Origin of the sequence: Fodinicurvata sp. EGI_FJ10296 (assembly GCF_040712075.1) — a bacterium.
Lineage (GTDB): Bacteria > Pseudomonadota > Alphaproteobacteria > DSM-16000 > Inquilinaceae > JBFCVL01.
Genome location: NZ_JBFCVL010000009.1, coordinates 151448 through 175264 on the forward strand (window position 1 = coordinate 151448; position 23817 = coordinate 175264).

At 63.0% G+C, this 23817-nt stretch carries 23 protein-coding genes; 8 read left to right on the forward strand and 15 right to left on the reverse strand.

What is annotated here, in order from left to right; translation table 11 throughout:
- Positions 1–115: 115 nt before the first annotated feature.
- Positions 116–1681, reverse strand: a complete 1566-nt coding sequence (locus tag ABZ728_RS19280) for an FAD-dependent oxidoreductase (protein WP_366657929.1) — start codon at positions 1679–1681, stop codon at positions 116–118.
- A gap of 163 nt (positions 1682–1844) precedes the next feature.
- Entirely contained in the window at positions 1845–2615 is a 771-nt protein-coding gene (locus ABZ728_RS19285) for a hypothetical protein (RefSeq protein ID WP_366657930.1), read from the reverse strand.
- A 337-nt stretch (positions 2616–2952) separates the two neighbouring features.
- Here ABZ728_RS19285 and ABZ728_RS19290 point away from each other — a divergent pair, with 337 nt between their 5' ends.
- Complete coding sequence (locus tag ABZ728_RS19290; RefSeq protein ID WP_366657932.1) at positions 2953–4095, forward strand: PQQ-dependent sugar dehydrogenase; 1143 nt, start codon at positions 2953–2955, stop codon at positions 4093–4095.
- An 18-nt stretch (positions 4096–4113) separates the two neighbouring features.
- Here ABZ728_RS19290 and ABZ728_RS19295 read toward each other — a convergent pair whose 3' ends face one another.
- The 7 genes from ABZ728_RS19295 to pdxH form a co-directional block, all read right to left on the reverse strand.
- The gene (locus tag ABZ728_RS19295) at positions 4114–4866 is read right to left on the reverse strand and encodes an SDR family oxidoreductase (protein ID WP_366658097.1); all 753 of its coding nucleotides are present in this window, start codon (positions 4864–4866) and stop codon (positions 4114–4116) included.
- A gap of 121 nt (positions 4867–4987) precedes the next feature.
- Positions 4988–5380 carry a hypothetical protein gene (locus ABZ728_RS19300; RefSeq protein ID WP_366657933.1) on the reverse strand — a complete coding sequence of 131 codons (393 nt, stop codon included), beginning with the start codon at positions 5378–5380 and terminating at the stop codon, positions 4988–4990.
- Positions 5381–5430: 50 nt separating this feature from the next.
- The gene (locus ABZ728_RS19305; RefSeq protein WP_366657935.1) at positions 5431–6309 is read right to left on the reverse strand and encodes a universal stress protein; all 879 of its coding nucleotides are present in this window, start codon (positions 6307–6309) and stop codon (positions 5431–5433) included.
- Between the two features lie 188 nt (positions 6310–6497).
- Positions 6498–8153, reverse strand: a complete 1656-nt coding sequence (locus ABZ728_RS19310) for an AAA family ATPase (protein ID WP_366657937.1) — start codon at positions 8151–8153, stop codon at positions 6498–6500.
- A 32-nt stretch (positions 8154–8185) separates the two neighbouring features.
- Positions 8186–8407: a DUF3126 family protein gene (locus tag ABZ728_RS19315; RefSeq protein ID WP_366657938.1), complete on the reverse strand. Its 222-nt coding sequence runs from the start codon at positions 8405–8407 to the stop codon at positions 8186–8188.
- A gap of 303 nt (positions 8408–8710) precedes the next feature.
- On the reverse strand, positions 8711–9148 hold the full coding sequence (locus ABZ728_RS19320) for an HRDC domain-containing protein (protein ID WP_366657939.1): 438 nt from the start codon (positions 9146–9148) through the stop codon (positions 8711–8713).
- A gap of 141 nt (positions 9149–9289) precedes the next feature.
- Positions 9290–9922: a pyridoxamine 5'-phosphate oxidase gene (gene pdxH, locus ABZ728_RS19325; protein ID WP_366657940.1), complete on the reverse strand. Its 633-nt coding sequence runs from the start codon at positions 9920–9922 to the stop codon at positions 9290–9292.
- Between the two features lie 277 nt (positions 9923–10199).
- Between pdxH and ABZ728_RS19330 the strand changes: the two genes are divergently transcribed.
- Positions 10200–10661 (forward strand): RT0821/Lpp0805 family surface protein, encoded by a 462-nt coding sequence (locus ABZ728_RS19330; protein ID WP_366657941.1) that lies wholly within the window; start codon positions 10200–10202, stop codon positions 10659–10661.
- A 162-nt stretch (positions 10662–10823) separates the two neighbouring features.
- Complete coding sequence (locus ABZ728_RS19335) at positions 10824–11921, forward strand: DnaJ C-terminal domain-containing protein (RefSeq protein WP_366657943.1); 1098 nt, start codon at positions 10824–10826, stop codon at positions 11919–11921.
- On the opposite strand, the gene ABZ728_RS19340 is transcribed toward ABZ728_RS19335, so the two are convergent.
- Positions 11891–13285 (reverse strand): YihY family inner membrane protein, encoded by a 1395-nt coding sequence (locus ABZ728_RS19340; protein WP_366657944.1) that lies wholly within the window; start codon positions 13283–13285, stop codon positions 11891–11893. The genes ABZ728_RS19335 and ABZ728_RS19340 overlap by 31 nt on opposite strands.
- Positions 13286–13597: 312 nt before the next feature.
- On the opposite strand from ABZ728_RS19340, the gene fabI reads away from it, so the two are divergent.
- The 5 genes from fabI (at position 13598) to ABZ728_RS19365 (ending at position 19126) form a co-directional block, all read left to right on the forward strand.
- On the forward strand, positions 13598–14446 hold the full coding sequence (fabI, locus tag ABZ728_RS19345) for an enoyl-ACP reductase FabI (protein WP_366657946.1): 849 nt from the start codon (positions 13598–13600) through the stop codon (positions 14444–14446).
- Between the two features lie 67 nt (positions 14447–14513).
- Positions 14514–15596: a chorismate synthase gene (gene aroC, locus ABZ728_RS19350; RefSeq protein WP_366657947.1), complete on the forward strand. Its 1083-nt coding sequence runs from the start codon at positions 14514–14516 to the stop codon at positions 15594–15596.
- Positions 15597–15672: 76 nt separating this feature from the next.
- Positions 15673–16569 (forward strand): bifunctional 5,10-methylenetetrahydrofolate dehydrogenase/5,10-methenyltetrahydrofolate cyclohydrolase, encoded by an 897-nt coding sequence (locus ABZ728_RS19355; RefSeq protein ID WP_366657949.1) that lies wholly within the window; start codon positions 15673–15675, stop codon positions 16567–16569.
- 52 nt (positions 16570–16621) lie between these two features.
- Entirely contained in the window at positions 16622–17194 is a 573-nt protein-coding gene (locus ABZ728_RS19360; protein ID WP_366657951.1) for a peroxidase-related enzyme, read from the forward strand.
- Positions 17195–17275: 81 nt separating this feature from the next.
- Positions 17276–19126, forward strand: coding sequence for a S49 family peptidase (locus tag ABZ728_RS19365; protein ID WP_366657953.1), 1851 nt, complete (start codon positions 17276–17278; stop codon positions 19124–19126).
- 24 nt (positions 19127–19150) lie between these two features.
- On the opposite strand, the gene ABZ728_RS19370 is transcribed toward ABZ728_RS19365, so the two are convergent.
- From ABZ728_RS19370 to ABZ728_RS19390, 5 genes are all read right to left on the reverse strand, one after another.
- Complete coding sequence (locus ABZ728_RS19370; RefSeq protein WP_366657954.1) at positions 19151–19831, reverse strand: zinc metallopeptidase; 681 nt, start codon at positions 19829–19831, stop codon at positions 19151–19153.
- Positions 19828–20652, reverse strand: a complete 825-nt coding sequence (locus tag ABZ728_RS19375; protein WP_366657955.1) for a TlyA family RNA methyltransferase — start codon at positions 20650–20652, stop codon at positions 19828–19830. The genes ABZ728_RS19370 and ABZ728_RS19375 overlap by 4 nt, the downstream gene beginning before the upstream one ends.
- A 7-nt stretch (positions 20653–20659) precedes the next feature.
- Entirely contained in the window at positions 20660–22573 is a 1914-nt protein-coding gene (dxs, locus tag ABZ728_RS19380) for a 1-deoxy-D-xylulose-5-phosphate synthase (RefSeq protein ID WP_366657956.1), read from the reverse strand.
- Positions 22574–22639: 66 nt separating this feature from the next.
- The gene (locus ABZ728_RS19385; protein ID WP_366657957.1) at positions 22640–23554 is read right to left on the reverse strand and encodes a polyprenyl synthetase family protein; all 915 of its coding nucleotides are present in this window, start codon (positions 23552–23554) and stop codon (positions 22640–22642) included.
- Positions 23551–23805 carry an exodeoxyribonuclease VII small subunit gene (locus ABZ728_RS19390; protein ID WP_366657958.1) on the reverse strand — a complete coding sequence of 85 codons (255 nt, stop codon included), beginning with the start codon at positions 23803–23805 and terminating at the stop codon, positions 23551–23553. The genes ABZ728_RS19385 and ABZ728_RS19390 overlap by 4 nt, the downstream gene beginning before the upstream one ends.
- Positions 23806–23817 lie beyond the last annotated feature (12 nt).

Consider the following 23817-nt stretch of genomic DNA (forward strand, 5'->3'; position numbering starts at 1 on the left):
TGATCATCTGAATCAGCTTGTCACAATATGCGGCGGATCCCCTTTTATGGGGATCCGCCGTTTCGTTATCTTGCGGTCCGTCGTGGCGGCGGTTTCATCGTCGATCCGCCGCATCTCAGGCCTTCATGGGCAGCCAGCCCGTCGCCGGAAGCCCCAGCTTTTTGACCAGCACCTCTTCCGTCGTCTGCAAAGCGCCTTCGACCCATCCCTGCTGATTTGAATAGGCCTCACCGCAAACATAGACGGGCATATCGTCGAACGGCTTAAGCATACCGGCTTTTACTTCCCAGGACCGTGCACCGATATTCCAGCTGTTCCAGCCGCCGCCGAACGGCTCGGCCGACCAGTTCGCATAGGCCGCGACATAGGGTTCGGGTATGTAGTTGATAGCGTGGATGCTGCGCAACTGATCCTGGACGGTGCGGACCATGTTGGTGATCGAAAGGTCCTCGTGATTGCGCAGGTCGATGATGCCCGCCAGGCTTCCGTGCCTGTTTCCGGTCAGTGGAACCCAGAAGTTTTTCTCCCGACCATCACAATAGCTGGCCATCATCAGAGAGTTCTGGTCGTCGTTGGTTATCCCGCCGGTGGACTCCGGCGTATCATTGAAGAAGCCGTCATAGTTCGACCCCCAATAGTAGATCTGCCGCAGCGACAGATCGGTAACGGTCTGACCGGCCTTCATACCGAGCTGGCGCCACCAGGGATACGGATAGCCCATGAACAGTTTGAACATCGGCAGCGAGGTTACCGATGTCGTCATTGAGACGAAGTGGCTGGTCCGGGGCATGGACAGGCGGTCGAGAGACCGTTTCGGCATGGCCAGTACGAGATGTTCAGCGGTGAGCGACTCTTCGTCGGCTAGATTGAGTCTGACGCCGGCGTAAGGTGAATCCAGCGGCTCCCAGCCTTTGACCTCCTGTTGCCGGAACGTTATGCCCTTGTCGATCGCCTCCTTCAGCAATCGTTTGGGCAGAGCGTCGAAACCTGCTCTGATCGAAGTAAAAGCCGCGCCCGCGCAGAAATCCGCGACGAACCAGGGAATCGCATCGGCGGCATTCCAGTTGCCCACAGTCGTATTATAGCCACAGGCAGTATGGACAAATCGATAGGCCTCGGGCGAAAGAACCCGTTCCAACAGATTCCACAGCCCTAATGTGTAAAGTGGTTGTCCGTCGACCATGAAGGTCCGCTTGATTTCTTCCCATTCGTCCTCTGATTTATAGACTGCGTCGGGAACGATGCAGTTGAGGGCATGGGTCAGCAGGGATAGCGGGTCGCGCCCACGCTCCAGGGGGGCAAGATCGTAAGGTACCTTGGACTCGTCCTTCAGATCGGGCGTTCGCAGATACTTGTTGCGGACATAGGCCATGTTGTTTCTCGAGTCGACCGCAAAGGGGACCGTCTCGAAATTGACCGGATCGCGTTGCTGCAGATCCAGCACCAGGTTGGTCACCATCGGCTGGGATGTCAGATATCGCATGCCGCCCAGTTCCGCGCGGCGGACACCGCCAAGGCCCGGAAGGGCTACCGATTTCAGGCGCCCACCGATTTCAGGCAACATTTCGAACAGGGCGATCCGCGATGGGTCGACGGCGCCGGACATGGCCAGACGCCAGGCGGCGAACGTACCGGCGACACCGCCGCCCACTACGACATGAGAAAAATCGGTCCGATTCATGTATGTGTCCTTGCATGTGTTCAGAAAGGGCCATGCGTTCAGAAAGGGCCTGTTGGTGTTGGATGCCGGTTCCACCGGGAAAAAGGCTTTTCCGCCTCATGCGGGCGCGCCAACACCTTTCGCGGCTTTATCCGGGCTCACGACCCAGGCTCTCGACCCAGGCTCATGGATTCCGCTGAGCGGCGAACACGGCCGCCTCGACGAGTGTCGCGCCGAGCATTGGCGTTACGCCCAGCCGCCCGAAGCCGTTGGCGCCAAACCATTCGGCATAAGCCATAACCATCGCGCGATCCTGGAGCCCCGCATCATCGAATCGCGTCGTCTGCACAACCTGAACGCTGTCGATCTCGCTCGATTGGGTGACGTAGAATGGCGTTGTGTCGACCAGTTGCAGTTCCTGGCGTTTGGCAGCTGCACGCTCCAGGTTCCGGCCGAGATCCGCATACCAGGTTTGGGTAAGCTCGCCGATGAGCAACCATCCGAACGGGCTGTGCCGGAATTGCGGATCGGCTGGCGGGTGGACGAAGGAAGCGATCGTTTGCGGCGCATCGTCGACCGTCAGCACGGGGATCGGACTGAACGATGACCATTCCTGGCCGGCCATCCACAAGGAATAGGCGACGATGGTCTGCGTGCTGCCCAGACTGTGGTCGCCGGCGGCGCCAGTCCATTCCTTGGGCGGCGGCGTGCTGAGGAATTGGGTAAAGCTGTACTGGGCCTGAGAAAAATAGAGCCCGAGGTCCGTTTCGCCCGCCAGACCGGGCAGAATCGGTCGGATGCCGAGTTGCTGGAATTTTACCCGCATGTCGTTGAGGTTCTGGCGGAAACATCGGTCCCAGCCAGGGGTGAGCTTCCCGGGAATGAACCAGCCTCTGTGGGTATAGCCCATTCCGGCTTCCCGCCCGTCAGCGCCAGATTGAGAATCGATCCGCATGCCGCCCCCCTGCCATATTTCCGATAGGTCAACGCATCATCTGATGTGCGATATACAACCTAAAGTAGCTATAAATCATTAAAAAGCAACTAATAGGAAAGATAATTTTCTCCCATATGAATGTGACGTTTTGTCCATCCGGCCGTTGGGCCCGACAACGTTTGCGTCGAACTCATCCAGCGGCGTGAGAAGGGTGCCGGTGTTTCGCAGTCACAGCTCTTACGGAGGGATGAATTCGGAGGCCCCGGTTCTATGTCATGAGAATTATGCCGGGGGCGTAGGGTCGGTGGACAGTGCGCCGACAGGATCATGGCAACAGCAGAAGGGAGAGTCCGCAATGTCGACACGGTTCACCATCGCGCATGGAGTAGCGGCCGCTGCTGTCCTCGCGCTTCATAGCGGGGCCGCTGCGGCCGACGCGGCCCGGACTTTCAGCGCGGGAGATTATGAGGTTAGGGCGGTGACGGTGGTTGACGGGCTTGAACACCCGTGGAGCATGGCTTTCCTGCCCGACGGCGCTGTTCTCGTCACCGAAAGGCCCGGCCGCCTCAGGATCGTGCGCGACGGCAGACTTGCCCCGGAGCCCCTTTCGGGCGTCCCCGAGGTCGTTGCGTCGGGGCAGGGCGGGCTTCTCGATGTCGTTCTTCACCCCGATTTCGAGGCCAATTCGCTGGTATATCTGAGCTACGCGGCCCAGGGACCCGGTGGAGCGACAACCGCCATTGCCCGCGGGCGGTTCGACGGCGAGGCGCTGGTCGATACGTCAACGATCTTCATGGCAGAGGCCGAAGGGGCAACAGGCCGTCATTTCGGCGGCCGCATGGTGTTCGATCCCGACGGGTACCTCTACCTCACTATTGGCGACAGGGGGGAAATGGACCGCGCCCAGGACACGGGCGATCATGCGGGCACCACATTGCGCCTTCGCGACGACGGTAGTGTTCCGGAGCAAAATCCGTTCGTTGATGACGAGGCTGCGCTGCCGGAGATATTCACCTTTGGCAATCGCAATGGACAGGGGCTGGCCGTTCATCCTGACACCGGGGCCGTCTGGCAGCACGAGCATGGCCCCCGGGGCGGTGACGAGATCAACGTCCTGCGCGCCGGATTGAACTATGGTTGGCCCGAGGTGACGTATGGCATCGGCTATAGCGGCGGGCAGATTGCTGAATCGGCGACCGGGCCGGGATTCGAGCCGCCGCTCAAGCACTGGACACCGTCAATCGCGCCGTCGGGCATGGCCTTTTACACCGGCGACGTTTTCCCGGTGTGGCAGGGCGATATCTTCGTCGGTGCTCTTGCCGGCCAGCATCTGGCGCGCGTGTCCTTCGACGGAACGCAGGAAGTCGGGGAAGAGCAGATGATGACCGATTTCGGCTGGCGGATCCGGGCGGTCACCCAGGGGCCGGACGGTCACCTTTATCTGCTTGTCGATGCCGCCGACGCACCGATGGTTCGCCTGGAGCGGGCCGATCCCTGATCAAGGTCTCACCGGCGATCAGTACAGGTGCTGTCCGCCGGTGACGAAGATCTCGGTACCGGTGACATAGGCGCTGTCGCTCGTGCACAGCCAATAGATCACCGACGCGACGTCCTGGGGCACACCCAGCCGATTCAACGGTATCCGGGGCAGCAGCATGGCGGTTTCAGGCGACAGCATGGCGGTTTCAATCTCGCCCGGCGCGACAGCGTTCACCCGGACGCCGATCTCGCCGAGTTCGACGGCCATCTCGCGGGTCAGGGCGGACAGCGCCGCCTTGGACGTCGAATAGGCGGAACCGGCGAACGGATGGCTTGCGTGGCCGGCGATCGAGGTGACATTGACGATCGCGCCGGGTCCTTTGGCCAGAGCCGAAGCGAATCCTCGTGCCAGTTCGATCGGTGTGAAGAAATTCAGCTCGAAGACCCGCCGCCATTCGTCGATGTCGCCATTCAGGCACCCCAGGCGTTCCTTGTACGGCGTTTTGGGCGACATACCGGCATTGTTGATCAACGCACCCAAAGCCCCGTCATCCAGCAGCGTCGTCGCGCGTTTGATGAACGACGCACGGCTTTCCGCGTCGCCGAGATCGGCCGTGATGTGGTGGGTCCAGTTGGGGTCGCGCTGACATTCCGCCGGGACGTCTTCGCGGCTTGCGGTAATGATTCGCCAGCCAGCATCGGAAAACCGCTTGACGGTGGTATGACCGATCCCGCGGCTGGCGCCGGTGAGGATAACGGTCGGTCGGGTATTGCTGCGATCGCTTGTCATGCGTGGAAGATAGGCGTTCGCATTGCTGACGGCCATAGGGCCAATAGTCTCGCGGGTCAGAAATGTTCAAGCTTCCGCGGCCGGCGGCGCATCAAGCCGCGCGGCCGCTGGTTCTGGCGGTTTATTTTTTTCTCAGAGCGGCGGGCGCAATGGTCGATACGCGCGTGATCCGAAATGGCAACTGCTCTTCATCATGTTCAGTGATGGTTATGTAGTCGCCTTCAACGAGGATGTGACGGTCGAGCGCGAAGATCGGCTCGTCGATATCCTCCTCCATGCCATCATAATGGAACACCCATCGGCCGCCGCGGGTGCGGCGAAGATGCCCGTGCTGATCGTCTTCGCCCGGCCAGAAGCGGCGCACCGTGCAATAGGGCGCATCGTCGGCCCAGGAACTGCTGTCGAGATGGCCATCCTCGGTCAACGGTGCCACGAAATCATAGCCGCGATCCTGACTGCCGTTGGGAAAGTCATGAGTGCGCGCCAGTTCGAGTCTGATCCGCTTCAGCGGCATGACGTGGTCCTTTCCCGGTTTCCGATCGGCCCAGTGTACGCGGTCTGGTCTTAATGCGCTATCAGCACGGGTATGGTGGCGTTGGAGAGGACATGATTGGTGACGCCGCCCAGGATCATCTGGCGCCACCGGCTGTGGCCGTAGCCGCCCATGATCAGAATACCGGCACCCAGATCCGTCGCGCGTGACAGTAGGGCAGCGCCAACCGCCCGCCCGCCGGCGTCGACGCTCTGGCTCTGTGCTTCGATGCCGTGCCGTGCCAGATTGTCGACGATGCGCTCGCCTGCGTCGGCCGCCGTCTTGTCCGTGCCGGCCGTCAGGATGTGAACGGCTTCCGCACCCGTCAGCAGCGGCATACCGCCGGCCAGGGCGTGAGCGGCCTGCGGTGTGGGGCTCCATGCAACCGCAAGGGACCCGTTCAGTCTGTCGGGAACGGTCGATGGAACGATCAGAAGTGGACGGCCCGTCCCGATCAGCGCTTCTTCGATGGTCAGTAGAGGCTGCGGACTGTCCTTTTCCCCGGCGCGATCCAGCACGATTACATCGGCGGTGATGCCCGCCCTGACGACGACGTCGTCCTCGCGCCCTTCCATTTCCCGAAACTGGTAGCTGGGTTTGCCCGGACCTGGTGCGGCGTCGTGCGCGATCAGGCCGATATCCTGCACCATCGCCATAGCGGATTCTTCGGCAACAGATTTACGGCGGTCGGTTTCCGACCGTGCCGCGGAGACCAGGTGTTCGATGACGCTGGCGGATACACCCTCGCCGGTCGTCGGGACGAGATCGATGGCCCGCGGCCGGGCGAAAACGATATCCACATGACCGTTGAAAAGCACGGCCAACGCGCCCGCAGCCTTGAGCGTCGGGGCATCGCCATCGTCGCCAGAAACCAGGGCGAGTATTGATTTATATGCCGGTGAATGCGTCATAGCGGCTGTCCTCCTCTTGCGGCGGCGAAAAGCACGACCGGAATCATGCCCGCCGTGACGGCGTTCCCGTCTTCGACCTAGACCCCATCTTCGATGAAATCTGTTGAATTATCGTACCCATAGTAGAGCGCTGGTGCATTGACATGTGTCAATGCACCATCCGGGGATCGGCAAGCCGCGCAGTCCGACTATTTATCATCAGCCGTATTGCCGTGCCGCACGATCGCCAGGGCGCGATCGGCGACGGTCTCCAGCGGATTGTCCGCCGCCACGACATTCCATGCGATGTCGCCGAGATCGTACTGCGTCTGCCGTTCGACGACCGCTGCCGTCGCATCCGAGGCATCCCCCTTTCGTGAGGTGACGCGCGTTTTGAGCAAGTCGGCGTCGGCCGTCAGCCAGATACCCACGAATCGCCGTGGGCCGGATGCCTGCTCGAACTGTGCACGCTCTTCGGGCTTCGCGGCGACGGCGTCCAGGATCACGCTGTGGCCTGCTTCTGAAATCCTTGCTGCCGTCGCTGCCATTTCATCATAGATACGTGTGCTGACGTCCGGCGTGTACCACGAAGGGTCGAGCGGCTGCGTCTCGGCAACACCGGCAAGGCGCTTTCGGATGACGTCCGAGCGCAGGACGACCGCGCCGGGGACCGCCCCGATATAAGGTGCGATCGCATTGGCGACCGATGTCTTGCCGGTACCGGACAAGCCGCCAACAGCGATCATGACCGGCTCGGGCGGCTGCAGATATGTGACGGCCCGGCGAAGATAGTCGGCCGCTTCGACGCGTTTCCGCTTGGCGGCGCCGGCGTCGGTTTGCGCGTCGGCGGCGCTGATGCCGATTTTTGCCCGTACGGCGGCGCGCATGGAAAGAAACAGCGCCAGCGGCTGGACGGCGCCGTAATCGCCCGACAGATCCAGAACGCGGTTCAGAAAGACGTTGGCACCGCCGAGCAGGCCGAACCGGTCGAGGTCCATTAATAGAAATGCGTTGTCATAGGCGGTGTCTATGGTGGCGAGATCATCATCGAATTCCAGCGCGTCGAACAACAGTGGGCCGTCATCTGTGGCGACGACGTTCCCCAGATGCAGGTCGCCGTGACAACGGCGCACATGGCCCTCGGCCGCGCGGCGTTCCAGGTGATCCTCAAGGCGCTCAAGGTGGTCGCGGGACAGGATGGCCAATTGGCTGCGTTGCTCGGCGTCCAAAGTATCGCACCCGGCCAGTTCATCGATATTGCCATCGATCACCGAGCGGACGGCGTCGTATTGGCGTGTTCGTGCTGGAGGTTCGCTGTCGTGAAAGCTGTGGACCCGGTCGGCCAGTTGCTTCAGCAATGCCGGCGCCAATTCGCCGTTCGCCGCCAGTCGGGAGAGCAGGCGGGACTCGTCGAACCGGGACATGACGACAACCCACTCGACGCAGTCCGTACGAGCGGAGTCGCCGTTCGGCTCAATAGGCCCGTTCTGGCCCACTTCCGTCTGGAGATCGCCGAGGCGCAAGCCGTCGGCATCCTCCAGGACCGGCATCAAACCCCGGTAGATTTCCGGCGCTGTGCGGCGATTGAGTCGTATTTCTGCGGCTGCGGCGCGGGCCCTGGCCCCAAGGGTGGAAAAATCCATATAGGGGAATGCTATGCGCCGCTTGATCTTGAAGACCGTCTTGCGCCCGAGCAGGACCAGTGCGCCATGGGTGTCGATCCGCTCCGGCTCGCCCCCCTCTGTCGCGAGCACCGACGTTAGCAGGTCGACGACGCGCGGATCGACATCTTCACCGGCGTCGGTGTCCGGCTCCGGGGCGCGGCGATTCGAACCGGCCCCGCCATTGGGCCACGACTGGCTCATACTGGTGTCCTCCGGTGTTGGTCCAGCGATGCTCAGTTCCGGGACGGCGGCAAATCCATTTCCATAATGGCCATGTGGAAGTCGTAGGAGACCTCGTCGTCCTCGTCGTCCTTGAACACAACACCGATGAACTCTTCGCCGATCATCACTTCTGCGCTGTCATCCTTGGTGTTGCGCATCACCACGGATAGCTGCGGCACGTTGAATTTCGAGCGTAAGTAATCTTGTATTCGGACGACCTCGTTCTGGGTCACGGCGCTCTCCATCTATCGTTTTCGAGTGGTGAATATTCAAGTAGTGAACAGTCGTCATGTCGTTCGTCTGTCTCCGACAGCCATGCGGTGTTCCGATGGCCGATCGGATGGGCCGTGCGATCCCGCCATTTGAGATTGGTATCCTCGTAACGGAACGCAAGCGAAAGCCGCTTCGTGGCGCCGACGGCACGAAGGGCGGCATAAGGGCGCAGCCATAGCAGCGGGCGAACGGCCGGTCAAACCGGGCGGCAACTGCCGGTCCGATTATTTCCGGATCACACGCAGGGCGTTACACGCCGGGAATCACACAAGCGAATCGAGTGTCTGGCGGACGATCTGCACGATCTCGTTCTCGAATCGGTTGTCCAGAGCGGGCGAGGGATCGCCGGGGACGGCGCCGGCATTGAGGACGGTCCGCAGCTCGATGACGGTTGTCGGCACGTACCGGGCGACACGGGTGACAGCGTCATCAGACATCACCATGGCCGGCTTGACGCCGAGATTGCGTGCGACCTCTGCGCGCCAGCCACGCAATTCGCCGGCAACGGTGCTTTCGATCTGCGCGGACTCTTCTTCTGCGCGCGTGTCGCTATAGAGCACCAGAATACGCCACCCGCCACCGTCATAGGCGGTATCGATGCGATCGGCGTTCACCGACCGCAGAAAATCGGAAACCGTCGCTTCGTCGCGGTGCGCGGCATCACCGTCACTGATCCTGAAGGTTCGGATTCGGGTCGACATGGCCGGCTCTCCCTTGGGCGTAGGGTCGGCATGGTGCCGGTGCGACCGTTAACAAACGGTGACGGCGTCGGAGTCCCGAGCGAGCCAGGAGAAGATGGTGCCAGAGGAGCGCGCGAAAGAGATGCCAAACCCCGAAACGAATCAGGGGTAAAGGCGTTCCACGGTCCAGCCGCCGGGTCCGGCTTCGAACACGGCCCGGTCGTGCAGGCGGTATTGCCGGTCCTGCCAGAACTCGATCCGTTTCGGCGTCAGCCGGAAGCCCGACCAGAATTCCGGTCGCGGTACGTCAGACCCTTCGAAGCGAGCCTCGGTCTGGGTAACCCGCTGTTCCAGTTCGCTGCGGCCGTTCCTGAGCGGGCGGGATTGCTGCGACGCCCAGGCGCCGATCTGCGATCCACGCGGCCGCGTGGCAAAATAGGCATCGGCCTCGGCGTCGGAAACCAGGGCGACGCTGCCTTCGATGCGAATCTGCCGTCGCACGGATTTCCAATGAAACAGCATTGCCGCGTGATGCGTCGCCTGAAGTTCGCGTGCCTTGCGGCTTTCGAGATTAGTGTAGAAAATGAAACCCCGTGGCTCGGAATCGGCCGAATCAACGCCCTTCAGCAGGACGGTTCGGACCGATGGCCAGCCATCCGGGGCTACCGTTGCCAGGGCCATGGCGTTGGCGTCGTTGACCTCTGATTCCGTGGCGGCCTCCATCCAGGAATCGAAGATGGCGAACGGATCGGTTGTCGCCAGTGGAGTATCGTTCGCGAGATAGTCTATGCTCATCCGTGATTCACCGCTTGAAGGCCATAGTTGTGTCTCAATGTCTACATAGGGTACGCTGCGTACGACGAAAAGGAATACCCTAAAAGAGTCAGGGGTGATCCTTGCCGGGTGTGGGGCCGTTCGACGGAACTCGTCGCGGAGTACCGTGTTTATTACAAAATGGGGCAGCTTCGGCTGCGCCGGGCTGCTTGTGGTAGCCGATCATCGCACGGTCCGGCATTGCCGGATCAAAAACAAAGCCCGTCCGTAACGGGGACCGTGTCAGGAGGATATTGTTATGAGAGTAAGATTCGCCATCGTAGCCGGAGCTGGTCTTGCACTGGCCGCATGTCAAGCGGGTCCCGGTCAAATGGGCGGCGGTATCGTCGGCGCCGGTCTGGGTGGTCTGGCCGGATCGCAGATCGGAAGCGGCAGCGGGACCATGGTCGCCGTCGGTATCGGCAGTGCCCTTGGCGGCCTGATCGGCAGCGAGCTCGGCCGTATGCTGGACGAGCGGGATCAGCAGCAGCATGCGCAAACCTATCAGCGCGCGATGGAGCAGGCGCCGGCTGGTCAGGCCCGTTCCTGGAGCAACCCGGACACCGGCAATCGTGGCGAAATTACGCCCGTACGGACCTATACCCGTGATGGCCGGAATTGCCGTGACTTTACCCAGACGATCTATGTCGACGGACGAGCCGAAACCGGTCGTGGCACGGCATGCCGGGCCGCCGACGGCACATGGCAGGTGGTCAGCTGATCATCCTGCGCTTGTCTTCATAGGCCAATCGGGGCGCCGGCCATTCCCTCTGTTTCGGCTTCGGGAACGGTGTTTTGCGCCCCGCGATTAACGACACTGTAACAATGCGCCTGCACTCTGGCTCCGACGGATTTCTTCCGAGGGGGTCGGGGGCGGGCGTTTTTGTTTGCGACATTGTCGGGCCGCCGCGACCTCGGCACGGAATTCGACGCCCCGCTCGGCAACGTGACCAGCCTTTCAAAGCAATCGGACGCAGCGACGGCCATGCGCGACCCTTATCGGATACTGGGACTGACCCGCAACGCTGCGCCGGACGAGGTCAAGCAAGCCTATCGCCGGCTGGTCAAGGAGGTTCATCCCGACCTTCATCCGGGCGATCCGTCGATGGAACGACGCTTCAAGGAGGTCGCCGGGGCCTATGCCCTGCTTGGCGACCCTGACAAGCGGTCCCGGTACGACCGGGGTCTCATTGATGCCGAGGGGCGGCCGTTGACGCGCGGATGGCGATCCTGGCGCGGTCCGGGACCGCACACGCGTACCACGGGAGGGTCGCCCGAGGCCGCCCGGCGCAGCGCGAACGACTCCGGCAGCGGCGATCGAACCGCAAAGGAGACGGGCACCAATGATCCCGGGGCGGGCAGTCAGAAGTCAGGACGACAGAGCAGCGATCAGGGGACGGCCGGTGGGGCCCGGCGATCTTTCAGCGACCTGTTCCGCCGAATGGCCGGCAAGGACGTGCAGTACGATCTGGTCGTGCCATTCGTGGATGCGGCTGCCGGTGGCAAACAAAGGCTGACCCTGTCGGATGGCCGCACGATCACCGTCGCGATCCCGGCGGGTGCCACGACCGATCAGGTTTTGCGGCTCAAGGGGCAGGGGCTGAAAGGCATGGGCGGCGGCACGCCCGGCGACGCGCTGGTTACCTTGACGGTGGCGCCGCACAGCCATTTCCGGCGCGACGGGTCGACAATCCATCTGCTGCTGCCGATAACGCTGAAGGAAGCCATCCTCGGCGGGACGGTGGACACGCCGACCGTCCATGGCCGGGTTGCGCTGAAGGTGCCTACCGGATCGTCGAGCGGCCGCGTATTGCGACTTCGCGGCAAGGGGGTCATGGATCGTGTGACGGGCGAATGGGGGGACCAGCTCGTGACGCTCGAATTGATCCTGCCGGACCCGCCGGATCCGGCCCTGAAGGCGCTGATCGAAGGGTGGAATCCGCCGAAGAACTACGATCCGCGCGGTGATGCGGGTTTCTGATCGGCGCTGTCAGACACCAGATCGACCAGCGGGACCGATAGAATCCGCTGACCCTGCTCGCGCGAGCTTTCGATCAGGGTCGCGACCCTGCGGGCCTGATCCGGATCCGGGTTGGCCTCCAGTGTCGCTTCATAGCCATAGCCGAGGGCTTCCATAAGCGTCCATAATGTCGCCTCGCGGATATCGCGCGACAAGACCCATTGGCCGTCATCCGTCTGAACGGCGAAACAGGCGTCGCGCAAAGCGTCAAGAACCTGATCGATTTCGGACGTGTTCATGTGCAGGATGCGGCGGAGGAGTCGCGGGTGGGCGAGATGTCCGGTCAGGCTGGCGCGGTGCAGGACCCCGAGCACCGAGACGCAGGCCGAGAGGCTGCGGAACCGCTTTTCCGGTTCGTCCATGGCGGCTGACAGCCGACCGGCCCGCCAATCGGGCAATGCCGCGGCCACCAGCGCCGACACCAGGACCGTCGACCAGACGAGATAGATCCAGATCAGAAAAATGGGCACCGTTGCCAGGGCGCCGTAGACGGTCTCGTAGGTCGCTGCGCCGACATAGATGCCGAACACCCAGCGCGCGAGCTCCAGCAGTGCCGTGCCGACGGCGGCGCCAATGGCGGAATCGCCGTAATTGACCTGGGTGTTGGGAATGATCATGAACAGCAGCATCAGCAGGGCGAATTCGACGACCGGCGCGATCATCGTCCGCAGGAAGCCGCCAATGAGCGTCGCTTCGCCCCCTACTGGCCCGCTGGAAAACAGTTGAACCGTCACCGAGATGCCGAATGCGACCAGGATCGGGCTGAAGGTCAGGATAGCCCAGAAGGATAGAAATCGCGTCATCAGGGGGCGGCTGATCTTGACCCGCCAGAGGTTGTTGAACGCCGATTCGATGGTGGCCAGAAGCAGAAACGCCGTCACTATGACGCCGATCAGACCGAATGCCGTCAGTCCGCCGGTGTTCTCTGCCAGAACGACCAGCTGATCGAGTACGGCATCCCCGACTTCGGGCACCACCGCCTGAAAGACGAGGGACTGAACCTCGTCCTGAAACTGGGTAAAGGCGGGAAACGCAGAAAGAATGGCGATGACGATGGCCGCGAGCGGCACCAGCGACAACAACGTGGTATAGGTCAGCGCCGCAGCGGCCAGGAACAGATTGTCCTCGCCGAAACGCCGCCCGGCATATCTGAGGAACGCCAGAAGGCTGTTCGCCGGCTGCCGGGCCATTTCCGCTTTCGCGGCGAGGGCCGCCGGAAACCCGCCCCGCTCGGATACCGACGCCAGCCAGCGCCCGACCCGCCCGTGATCGGGTGTTGCATCACCGGCCGTTTCATGGCGGCCGATAGAGGTCGCATCGTCCATTTGGACCACCTGGGTTTGTCCCACTTCGGGCAGGGCTATCACCGGCTTCGTGCGCCGGAAAACCTTGCGCGCGCGCCGGTAGAATGAGACTAGACCATCATATCGACCGATCGAGAGGTCAAATGCAAGTCGCGGGCAGGTTTGACCGCAATGGCCTTTCGTGTAGGATCACAAATTTCGAGGCGATCGGTACGCCGTCCGTTCATGGGTCTGCTTCTGACACATGGGCGCCGGGCCGGCCGGCGCACGCCGAAGGCAGGCCCATCATTGCGGCCGGCCATGACCGTTCAGCAAGGTGGATGAGGCCCGTTTATGTCCGTACAAACTCCGCTCATGGCCGGAAAGCGCGGCCTGATCATGGGTGTGGCCAACGATCGCTCGATCGCCTGGGGGATTGCCTCGGCTTGCGCCGCTCATGGGGCGGAACTGGCCTTTACCTATCAGGGTGAAGCGCTGGCCAAACGCGTACGGCCGCTGGCCGCGCAGGCCGGGTCGGACCTGATCATTCCCTGCGACGTTACGGATGACGCCAGTATCGATAACGTGTTCGAGATTCTGGGTGAGAAATGGGGATCCATTGATTTCGTCGTTCATGCGGTCGCCTATTCCGACAAGTCGGAACTCGACGGTTACTATTTGAAGACCTCGCGCGACAATTTTCTGCGGACGATGGATATCTCCTGCTACAGCTTTACGGCCGTAGCGCAGCGTGCGGTGCCGATGATGAACGAGGGCGGCTCGCTGCTGACCCTGACCTATTACGGCGCCGAGCGAGTCATGCCGCACTATAACGTCATGGGGGTCGCCAAGGCGGCGCTCGAAGCAAGTGTCCGCTATCTCGCAACCGATGTCGGAGGGCGGAACATCCGCGTCAACGCGGTTTCGGCAGGGCCGATCCGCACTCTGGCCGCCAGCGGCATCGGGGATTTCCGCTATATCCTCAAATGGAATCAATATAACGCGCCGCTGAAGCGCAACGTCACCATCAACGAGGTCGGCAACGCCGGGGTATACCTGTTGTCCGATCTGGGCAGCGGTGTCACAGGCGAGGTCCATCACGTGGATTGCGGCTATCATACCGTCGGCATGGTCGCGGAAGACATGGCGGCTGAGTCGGCGGAATTGCTGCGGTCGCTGAGCGTACAGCGCGAGCAGGAATAGACCGCCGGGCAGCAGCCGAGACCCTCACAGGCCGCTTGAGCCAACGACACCACGAAAGACTGATGGCATGGCCGGTAACAGCTTCGGCACCTTGTTCCGCTTCACGACCTGGGGCGAAAGCCACGGGCCGGCGCTTGGCGTGGTTGTCGATGGCTGCCCGCCCGGAATCGAATTGGGCGAAGCCGACATTCAGCACTTTCTGGACCGGCGGCGTCCTGGGCAATCCAAATACACGACCCAGCGGCGCGAACCCGATGCGGTGCGTATCCTGTCCGGCGTATTCGAGGGGCGGACGACGGGGACGCCGATTTCGCTGATGATCGAGAACACCGATCAGCGCAGCAAGGACTATGGCACTATCGCGCAGACCTACCGGCCCGGTCATGCAGACTACACCTACGACCGCAAATACGGCATCCGCGATCATCGCGGGGGCGGTCGGTCGTCGGCGCGCGAGACGGCGGCCAGGGTCGCTGCGGGCGCGATCGCCCGCAAGGTCTTGTCGGGTGTCTCGATCCGGGGCGCGCTGGTGGCCATCGGCGACAGCGGCGTTGACCGGTCGCGTTGGGACTGGTCGGCGGTCGACGCCAACGATTTCTTCTGTCCGGATCCGGAAACGGTGCCGGTATGGGACGCCCGGCTTGGGGAAATCCGCAAGGCGGGCAGCAGTATCGGCGCCGTGATCGAAGTCGTCGCCAGTGGCGTCCCGGCCGGCCTCGGCGAGCCGATCTATGACAAACTCGACGGCGATCTGGCGCGCGCAATGATGACAATCAACGCCGTCAAGGGCGTGGAGATCGGCGACGGCTTCGCTGCCGCAGCATTGCGGGGCGAGGAAAACGCCGACGAGATGCGCCTCGGCGCCGGCGGCGAGACGGTCTTCGGCTCGAACCATGCCGGAGGTGTGCTCGGCGGGATTTCCTCTGGCCAGGATGTCGTCTGCCGGTTCGCCGTCAAGCCGACCAGTTCGATCCTTGTGCCGCGGCGAAGCATCACCTCCGACGGCCAGGAGACCGATGTGCAGACGCGCGGCCGCCATGACCCCTGTGTCGGGATCCGCGCCGTGCCGGTCGGCGAAGCCATGATGGCTTTGGTGCTGGCCGATCACTGGATGAGACAGCGTGCCTTGCGGCCGGATCAGGGGCTGTAGCAATCGATCAGATTCGGTCTCCGGCGGCCGGACCGCCGCCACCAACGACGATGCCATCAACGAACAGGGGGAAGACATGAGCAACCGGGATCTGCGCGGACGCGCGGTCGCCGACGAAATTCTGGCGGGCGTTGCCGCCGAGGTCGAGGCGCTCAAGAAGACGTCCTGGAGTCCCAAGCTCATGTCGATCACGGTGGGCGATGTCACCGCCGTCGATGTCTATGTCCGCAACCAGCGCCGTATCGCCGAACGAATCGGCATCGTGTTTGAAGAGCGGAACTTTCCGGAGAATGTCGGCCAGCAGGAACTGCTCGCGGCGATCAGGGCGATGAACGTCGATCCCACCGTGACCGGGATTATCATCCAGCGCCCCGTCCCCCGGCACATATCGGTCAAGGCGCTGCAAATTGCCGTCCATCCGCTGAAGGACGTGGAGGGAATGCACCCGACATCGATCGGAAACATCGTCTACAATGAACTCGATCTTGCCCCTTGCACGGCCATGGCGTCGGTCGAAATGCTGAAACGGACCAATCTGGAGCTCAAGGGGCTTGAGGTCGTCGTGGTCGGCCATTCCGAGATCGTCGGCAAGCCGATCGCCTTTCTGCTGATGGCCGAGGGGGCGACTGTCACCGTCTGCCATCATATGACGCGCAATCTGCAGATCCACACCCGTCGAGCCGATGCCGTCTTCGTCGCGGTGGGACGGCCCCGGCTGCTGACCGGCGAGATGGTCAAGCCGGGAGCGGCGATCATCGATATCGGCATCAACGAGGTCGATGGGCCTGACGGGCGCAAGATCGTCGTCGGCGATGTGGACTACGATAGCTGCGTCGAGCACGCCGGCTGGATCACGCCGGTCCCTGGCGGTGTCGGGCCTGTCACCGTTTCGGTTCTGATGCGCAATACGATGATCGCCATGCGCCGGCTGAAAGCGCATTATGAAGCCGAGTTCGGCGCCGGCGATCTCTAGGCGTCCAGCGAGCGAACCCCGGATCGGAAAAAGCCGCGAAAGGAATTTCTCCATGCCGCAGCCGGATCACGTCATGGCATTGCCGGTTCCCGACCCGTCCACACTGGACGAGGATTTACAGGAATATTTCAACGTCTGCGTCGAAAAACTGGGTTTCGTGCCCAATGTACTTCGCGCCTATGCCAGCAGGCCGGCAAAATTGCGGACTTTTATCGCCACCTATAATGAACTGATGCTGGGTGACAGTCCGCTGACCAAGCTGGAGCGCGAGATGGTTGCCGTCGTCGTCTCGTCGGCCAATCGCTGCTATTATTGTCAGGTGGCTCATGGCCAGGCTGTTCGCCGGTTGTCGGGAGACCCGCAACTCGGTGAGATGATGGTGATGAACCACCGGGTGGCGGAACTGCCCGAGCGCCAGCGCGCCATGTGCGACTTTGCCTGGAAGCTGACCGTCGATCCTTCCGCCGTCACGGCCACGGATCGCGATCAACTGGCGGCTGTCGGCATCGTCGGCGATGCCTTTTTCGACCTCTGCGACGTGATCGGCTTCTTCAATATGTCCAACAGGGTTGCGACCGGGGTGGATATGATCCCGAATTCCGAGTATCACGCCCTGAATCGCTAGCTGGTTTGTTGCCATCCGCGGAGCCGGCCCGAACCCTTCAAGCCCTGATCTTCTTCTGCCTCTGCCCGGATAGGATGTAGAATGTGGCGTTTTATCGTTCGATTGTTTGCCGTCATCGGACTCCTGTTTCTCGTCGGCGCGCTGGGCGGCGGAATCGCTGCATACCACATCTTTCTGGCCGATAGCCGTCCACCGCCACCGGACCGGATCGTGCTCAGTCTCGATCTGCGGGATGCCCCGGTCGATGTCCGGCCGAACGGTGGCGGAATAGAGGCGTTGCTGGGCGGGCAACCGCTGACGTTGTACGAGCTGGAAAGCGCGCTGGAAAGGGCGGCGAACGATCCCCGCGTCCTGGGGGTTAGCGCCCGATTTGGCGGCGACGTCTTCGGTCTTTCGATGGCCAGTGAAATCGAGGCGGCGATCGAGCGATTCCAGGAAAGCGACAAGCCCACGGTGGCCTTTGCGGACTCGTTCGGCGCTCCGGGGCCGGCCAATGCGTCCTATATGGTTGCCAGCGCGTTCGACCGGATCATCCTGCGCCCGATCGGCGCGCTGGGGCTTACCGGGTTGGCGGCGCAGCCCATCTTTGCCGGTGAGGCTCTCGACGATCTTGGCGTATCGGTCCAGTTCGTGCGCAGCGGTCCTTACAAGACCTTCCCTGAAACCCTGACGGGAAACGCGCTGAGCGAAGAACATCGGGAAATGCTCGACTCCATTCTTGAGGCGTCGTTCGCTGTCCTGACCAACACCATCGCGGAAAATCGCGGCATCGGCGCTCGGGACGTCGCGGCCCTGATTGACGCTGGCCCGCTGCCTGCGGCCGCTGCGCAGTCAGGCGGGCTGGTGGATACGCTGGGCGGCGACCGGGCGCTTGCCGATCGGATGGAAGCGTGGTTCGGCGCCGATATGGTCGAAATGACCGCGAAGGATTACCTTTCGCTGCCCGTGGCGGATGGCGAGAACGGGATTGACCCGGCGGATGCTGGCCGTGAATCGGATGAGGTATCCGGACCAATCCGCGTCGCGCTGATCCATGCCGATGGCATGATTCTGGAACGCGAAGCCGATCAGGCACCTGGCGGCCTTTTCGATACCATGTCCGCGACATCGGTGGCGGAAACGATCGACGACGTCATCTCGGCCGACGAATTCGACGCAGTGCTTTTGCGGCTGGACACCGGTGGCGGGTCGGCGATCGGATCGGAACTGATCGCCAACGCCCTGTCCCGGGCGCGCGACAGCGGTCTGGCCACCGTGGTCTCCATGGGCGCGTCGGCGGCGTCGGGCGGGTACTGGGTCGCCGTTCATGCCGATCGGATCGTGGCGACGCCCACCACGCTGACGGGATCCATCGGTGTATTCAGCGGCAAGGTCACGCTCGGACCGTTGGCTGAACGCCTGGGCGTGACGGTCGAAACGATCCGCGAGGGCCGCAACGCCGACATGTGGTCGTTCGCGACGCCGTTCTCGCCGGAACAGCTGGAGATTCTTCAGGCTTCGGTCGATGACCTTCATGCCGCGTTTCTCGACCGAGTGGCCAGCGGCCGCGACATGCCGCACGCCCGGGTCGCCGATCTGGCAGGTGGCCGCGTCTGGACCGGGCTGCAGGCCGCCGATCTGGGCCTCGTCGACAGCCTTGGTGGTCTGCACCGGGCTCGGGACGAAATCCGCGATCTGCTCTCGGTCGGTGCTGATGAGCCGATGACGATGCGGCTGTTGCCAGAGGAACCGGACTTTCTGGACGACCTGATGGCCTCCGTGACCGAACGTCTTTCCTTCGGAGCGCGGTCGAGCGCGCCCACGGCGTCGTTGTACGAGCGCCTGGGGCTTGAGGTTCTGGGGCCTATGGGGCGGCCTTATGCGCCTATACTGCCGATGCTGCGTTACCCGGAGGCGATGACCCTGCATATGCCGTTCGCGCCGGCGCTTTAGCCGGCAGCGCAGGGCATTATCCAGTCAGAAGCGCAGACCGCCACGGCCGGCAAAGATGATCTGAACGGCGGCGTTGGCTACATAAGAGAACGCCGCTGCGCGCAGGACGGCGGAAGCTGCCTGGATGTCGCGCTCGTCCAGATAGCCGCCCTCGCGCAGAATGGGCAGCGCCTTCTGGAAACTGGCGTCGAACTCGCTCGGCAAAGCGGCCAGGGCCGCCAGGACCGCTGACCCGCGTATCAGGACACCGACGACGAGCGGCAGGGCTGCGGCCACCGGCGAACCGGCGACGGCACCGAAAACTGGTGCCAGCACCATGACCGCCAGCCCCACGCGTTGCATGGTCCGAGCCGAAGACAACACTGTGTTGCGGTATCGAAGCGGTGCGAAACCGTCGCGGTCCTGGATGGCATGCCCAACCTCGTGCGCGGCCACCGCTACGGCGGTGACGGAACGTCCACCCATAACGCGCGGTGTCAGCCGCACGGCCTTTGCATCCGTGTCGTAATGATCACCGGTAGTGGCATCTTCGAGGACGACGTTCTGCAGATCGGCTTCGTCCAACAGGTGGCGGGCGAGTTCCCCGCCGGTGCCGGGAAAGTCATTGCGCGTGCGGTCGTGACGGCTGAGAACGCGACGGACCCACAGCGACGGCCCGAAAACCAGCCCCAGAACCAGACCGCCGAGCAGCAGCCAGAGGGTCACCGGTCGGCTACTCCCGATTCGCCGTCGCCTGATGGGTGGCGCCCTTCGGCGTAGTGGCCGCCGATCAGAAACTCGACATTGCCTTCGGGGCCTGTGATCGGGCTTTCGACAACGCCGAGGCTGGCCCAGCCGGGCGTCGCCGTCAGCCATGCCTCGATGCCTGCGCATACTTCGGTATGCAAGGCGGGATCGCGCACCACACCGCCCTTGCCGACCCGGCCTCTGCCGACTTCGAATTGCGGTTTGATGAGGGCGATGAGTTTGGCGTCCGGCGCCGCCAGCGCCATCGCCGCCGGCAACACGACTTTCAGTCCGATGAAACTGGCATCGCAAACGATCAGATCGACCGGTTCTGGCACTTCGGCGGTCGACAGGAATCGGGCGTTCGTGCGCTCCAGGACGGTGACCCGCTCGTCCTGGCGAATACGCCAGGCCAGTTGCCCGTGGCCGACATCCACGGCATAGACGTGATGGGCGCCGCGGCTCAGCAGCACGTCGGTAAACCCGCCGGTCGACGCCCCGACATCGATGGCAGTGGCATCGCTCGGGTCGATGTCGAATGCGCTCAGCGCCTTTTCCAGCTTCAGGCCGCCACGGCTGACCCAGGGATGATCGCGCCCCTTGAGCGATAGTGGAGCGTCACCGGCAAGCCGCGACCCCGGCTTGTCGATCCGGGTCGTCTCGCTGAAGACCAGGCCCGCCATGATCAGTGCCTGAGCGCGGCTGCGGCTGTCGGCCAACCCCCGGTCGACGAGCAGCTGGTCGGCGCGTTCGCGCGGTGCTGACCGGGATCCTGCCCGGACTCCTGAATGGGGGGGCATGGTGTGCCTATGCCCGGATCGAGGCGCTCGAACTGCCGTGTTCGAGCGTTGCCAGGGCCGTGGCGACGATATCGCGCGCTGTCAGCCCGGCCTGCTGGTACTGCGCCTCGGGCTTGTCATGGTCGATGAATCGATCCGGCAGGACCATGGGACGCAGCTTGACACCGCCGTCCAGCAGCCCGTCCAGTGCCATGAAATGCAGAACCTGGGAACCGAAGCCGCCGATCGATCCTTCTTCGATGGTGATCATGACTTCGTGTTCACGGGTGAGGCGGCGGATCAGATCGTGATCCAGCGGCTTTGCGAAGCGCGCATCGGCCACCGTGGTGCTGAGGCCGCGGGCACCCAGTTCTTCCGCCGCGGTCAGACATTCGCCGAGCCGGCCGCCATAGCTCAGCAGCGCAATTTTGGTTCCTTCGGCCAGAACCCGCCCCCGGCCGATCTCTATCGCCGTGCCGGTCTCGGGAAGGTCGACGCCCCGGCCTTCTCCGCGGGGATAGCGCAGGGCCGACGGTCGATCGTCGATGCCGATCTGGGTTGCCACCATGTGGCGCAGCTCGGCCTCGTCGGCGGCCGCCATCAGCACGAAACCGGGCAAGCATCCCAGATAGGCGACGTCGAAACTCCCGGCATGGGTTTGGCCGTCGGCGCCAACCAGTCCCGCCCGGTCGATCGCGAAACGGACCGGCAGCGACTGGATGGCGACATCGTGCACGATCTGGTCGTAGGCCCGCTGCAGGAAGGTCGAGTAGATGCAGGCGAAGGGGCGCATTCCCTCGGACGCAAGGCCGGCCGCGAAGGTGACGCCGTGCTGCTCGGCTATACCGACATCGAAACAGCGGGAGGGAAAGCGTTCCTGGAAAAGATTGAGACCCGTTCCCGAGGGCATGGCCGCGGTGATCGCCACGACCCGTTCGTCGCGCTCGGCCTCGCTGATCAGACTGTCGGCAAAGACGCGTGTATAGGCAGGGGCATTGGCCTTGGTCTTGGCTTGTGTGCCGGTGACGACGTCGAAGCGCGAGACCCCGTGGTACTTGTCGGCCGCATTTTCCGCGTGGCTGTACCCTTTGCCCTTCTGCGTGACGACATGGACCAGAACCGGCCCGTCGCGGGAGTCCCGGACATTTTCGAGTACGGGCAGCAGATGGTCGATGTTGTGACCGTCGATCGGCCCGACATAGTAAAAGCCCAACTCTTCGAACAGGGTACCGCCGGTGACCATACCGCGCGCGTATTCCTCGGCCCGGCGGGCGGCCGTTTGTATCGGCCGGGGAAACTTCTCGGCCAGATCCTTCATGATGGCGCGCAGCGACCGGTAGCGGCGCGACGAAACCAGTCGCGACAGATAGCCGCTCATGGCGCCGACGGGCGGGGCAATGGACATATCGTTGTCGTTAAGGATGACGATGAGGCGGCTGTCCATCGCCCCGGCGTTATTCATGGCCTCGTACGCCATGCCGGCGGTCATCGCGCCGTCGCCGATAACACAGACGACGTTGTTATCGCGCCCGGAAAGATCGCGGGCCACAGCCATGCCGAGTCCGGCCGATATCGAGGTCGAACTGTGGGCGGCGCCGAAGGGGTCGTAGTTGCTTTCCGAGCGCTTGGTAAAGCCGCTCAGCCCGCCCCCCTTGCGCAGCGTGCGGATGCGGTCGCGCCGGCCGGTCAGGATCTTGTGCGGGTAACACTGATGGCCGACATCCCAAATGATCCGGTCGTCAGGCGTCTCGAACAGATAATGCAGCGCGACCGTGAGTTCCACGACGCCGAGCCCTGCGCCCAGATGCCCCCCCGTTACCGAGACGGCGTCGATCGTCTCCGCCCGCAGTTCTTCCGCCACCTGACCAAGTTGCCGCGAGGACAGCAGACGCAATTCGCGCGGTGAGAGAATCTTGTCCAGAAGGGGGGTGGCAGGGGCCATGGTCGATCTTCTCCTAGCCGGGTCCGAGCTGCCGCGCCGATGCGCGACCGGTGCGGCGCCCGTTGGTCAATTGCGGCGATTGACGACGAAGCGGGCGATTTCCCTGAACACATTGGCACGATCGTCGAAGACATCCAGATGGCGGATGGCCTGTTCGGCCAGTATTCCCGCCTGATGGCGCGCGCGCTCGGTGCCGAGTTCCGATACGAAGGTCGCTTTGCCGGCGTTTGCATCCTTGCCGACCGCCTTGCCGGCTTGCTCTGCCGTGCTCTCGACATCCAGCAGATCGTCGGCAATCTGAAATGCCAATCCGACATCATGCGCATAGGCGTGCATGGCGTGGCGCCGGTTTTCGTCGGCACGGCCCATGATGGCGCCGCTTTCACAGGAAAACGCGAAGAGTTCGCCGGTCTTGAGCCGCTGCAGCCGCGTGATCGCTCCGATATCGAATGCCTCGTTCTCTGCGGCGAGGTCCATCATCTGGCCGCCGACCATGCCTCCGGCTCCGGCGGCGTGCGCCAGTGCGGCGATCAGCCGGCAGCGCACGGTCGGATCCTCGTGGGTGTCGGAATGGGCCAGGATCTCGAAGGCTAGGGCCTGCAGCGCATCGCCGGCAAGTATTGCCGTGGCGTCGTCGTATTCGATGTGCAGCGTCGGCTTGCCGCGCCGCAGGTCGTCATCGTCCATCGCAGGCAGGTCGTCATGAACCAGTGAATAGCAGTGGATGCATTCGATGGCAGCGGCAACGCGCAGGGCACAGCCATGGGCAACACCGAAAAGATCCGCACTGGACAGCACGAGGAACGGCCGTAACCGTTTGCCGCCCCCCAGCACCGCATAGCGCATGGCATCGGAAAGGCGTGCTTCGGGGCCGCGCAGCCGGGGCAACAGGCGATTGAGGACGACTTCCACCTGTTCGGCAGCGTCGGCCATCAGGCTCTGGACCTCGTCGCCGGCCTTCGGGGTATGGTTTGATGTCATTGGATGTCGGCGCTTTCGGCCGTGACGGTACCGTCGGAGTCGCGCGTGATTTTCTCGACCTTGGCCTGTGCTTCCCGCAGTTTGGCTTCGCAATGGGCACGCAACGATGCGCCGCGCTCGTAAGCGGCGATCGCGTCGTCGAGCTTCACCTCTCCACTTTCGAGTCGGCGCACGATGGCTTCCAATTCGGCCAGGGCGTCTTCGAAACTCATCTTGTCGATCTTTGGCGGCTGAGTGGATTGCCCGGCCATGGATACTCCCGA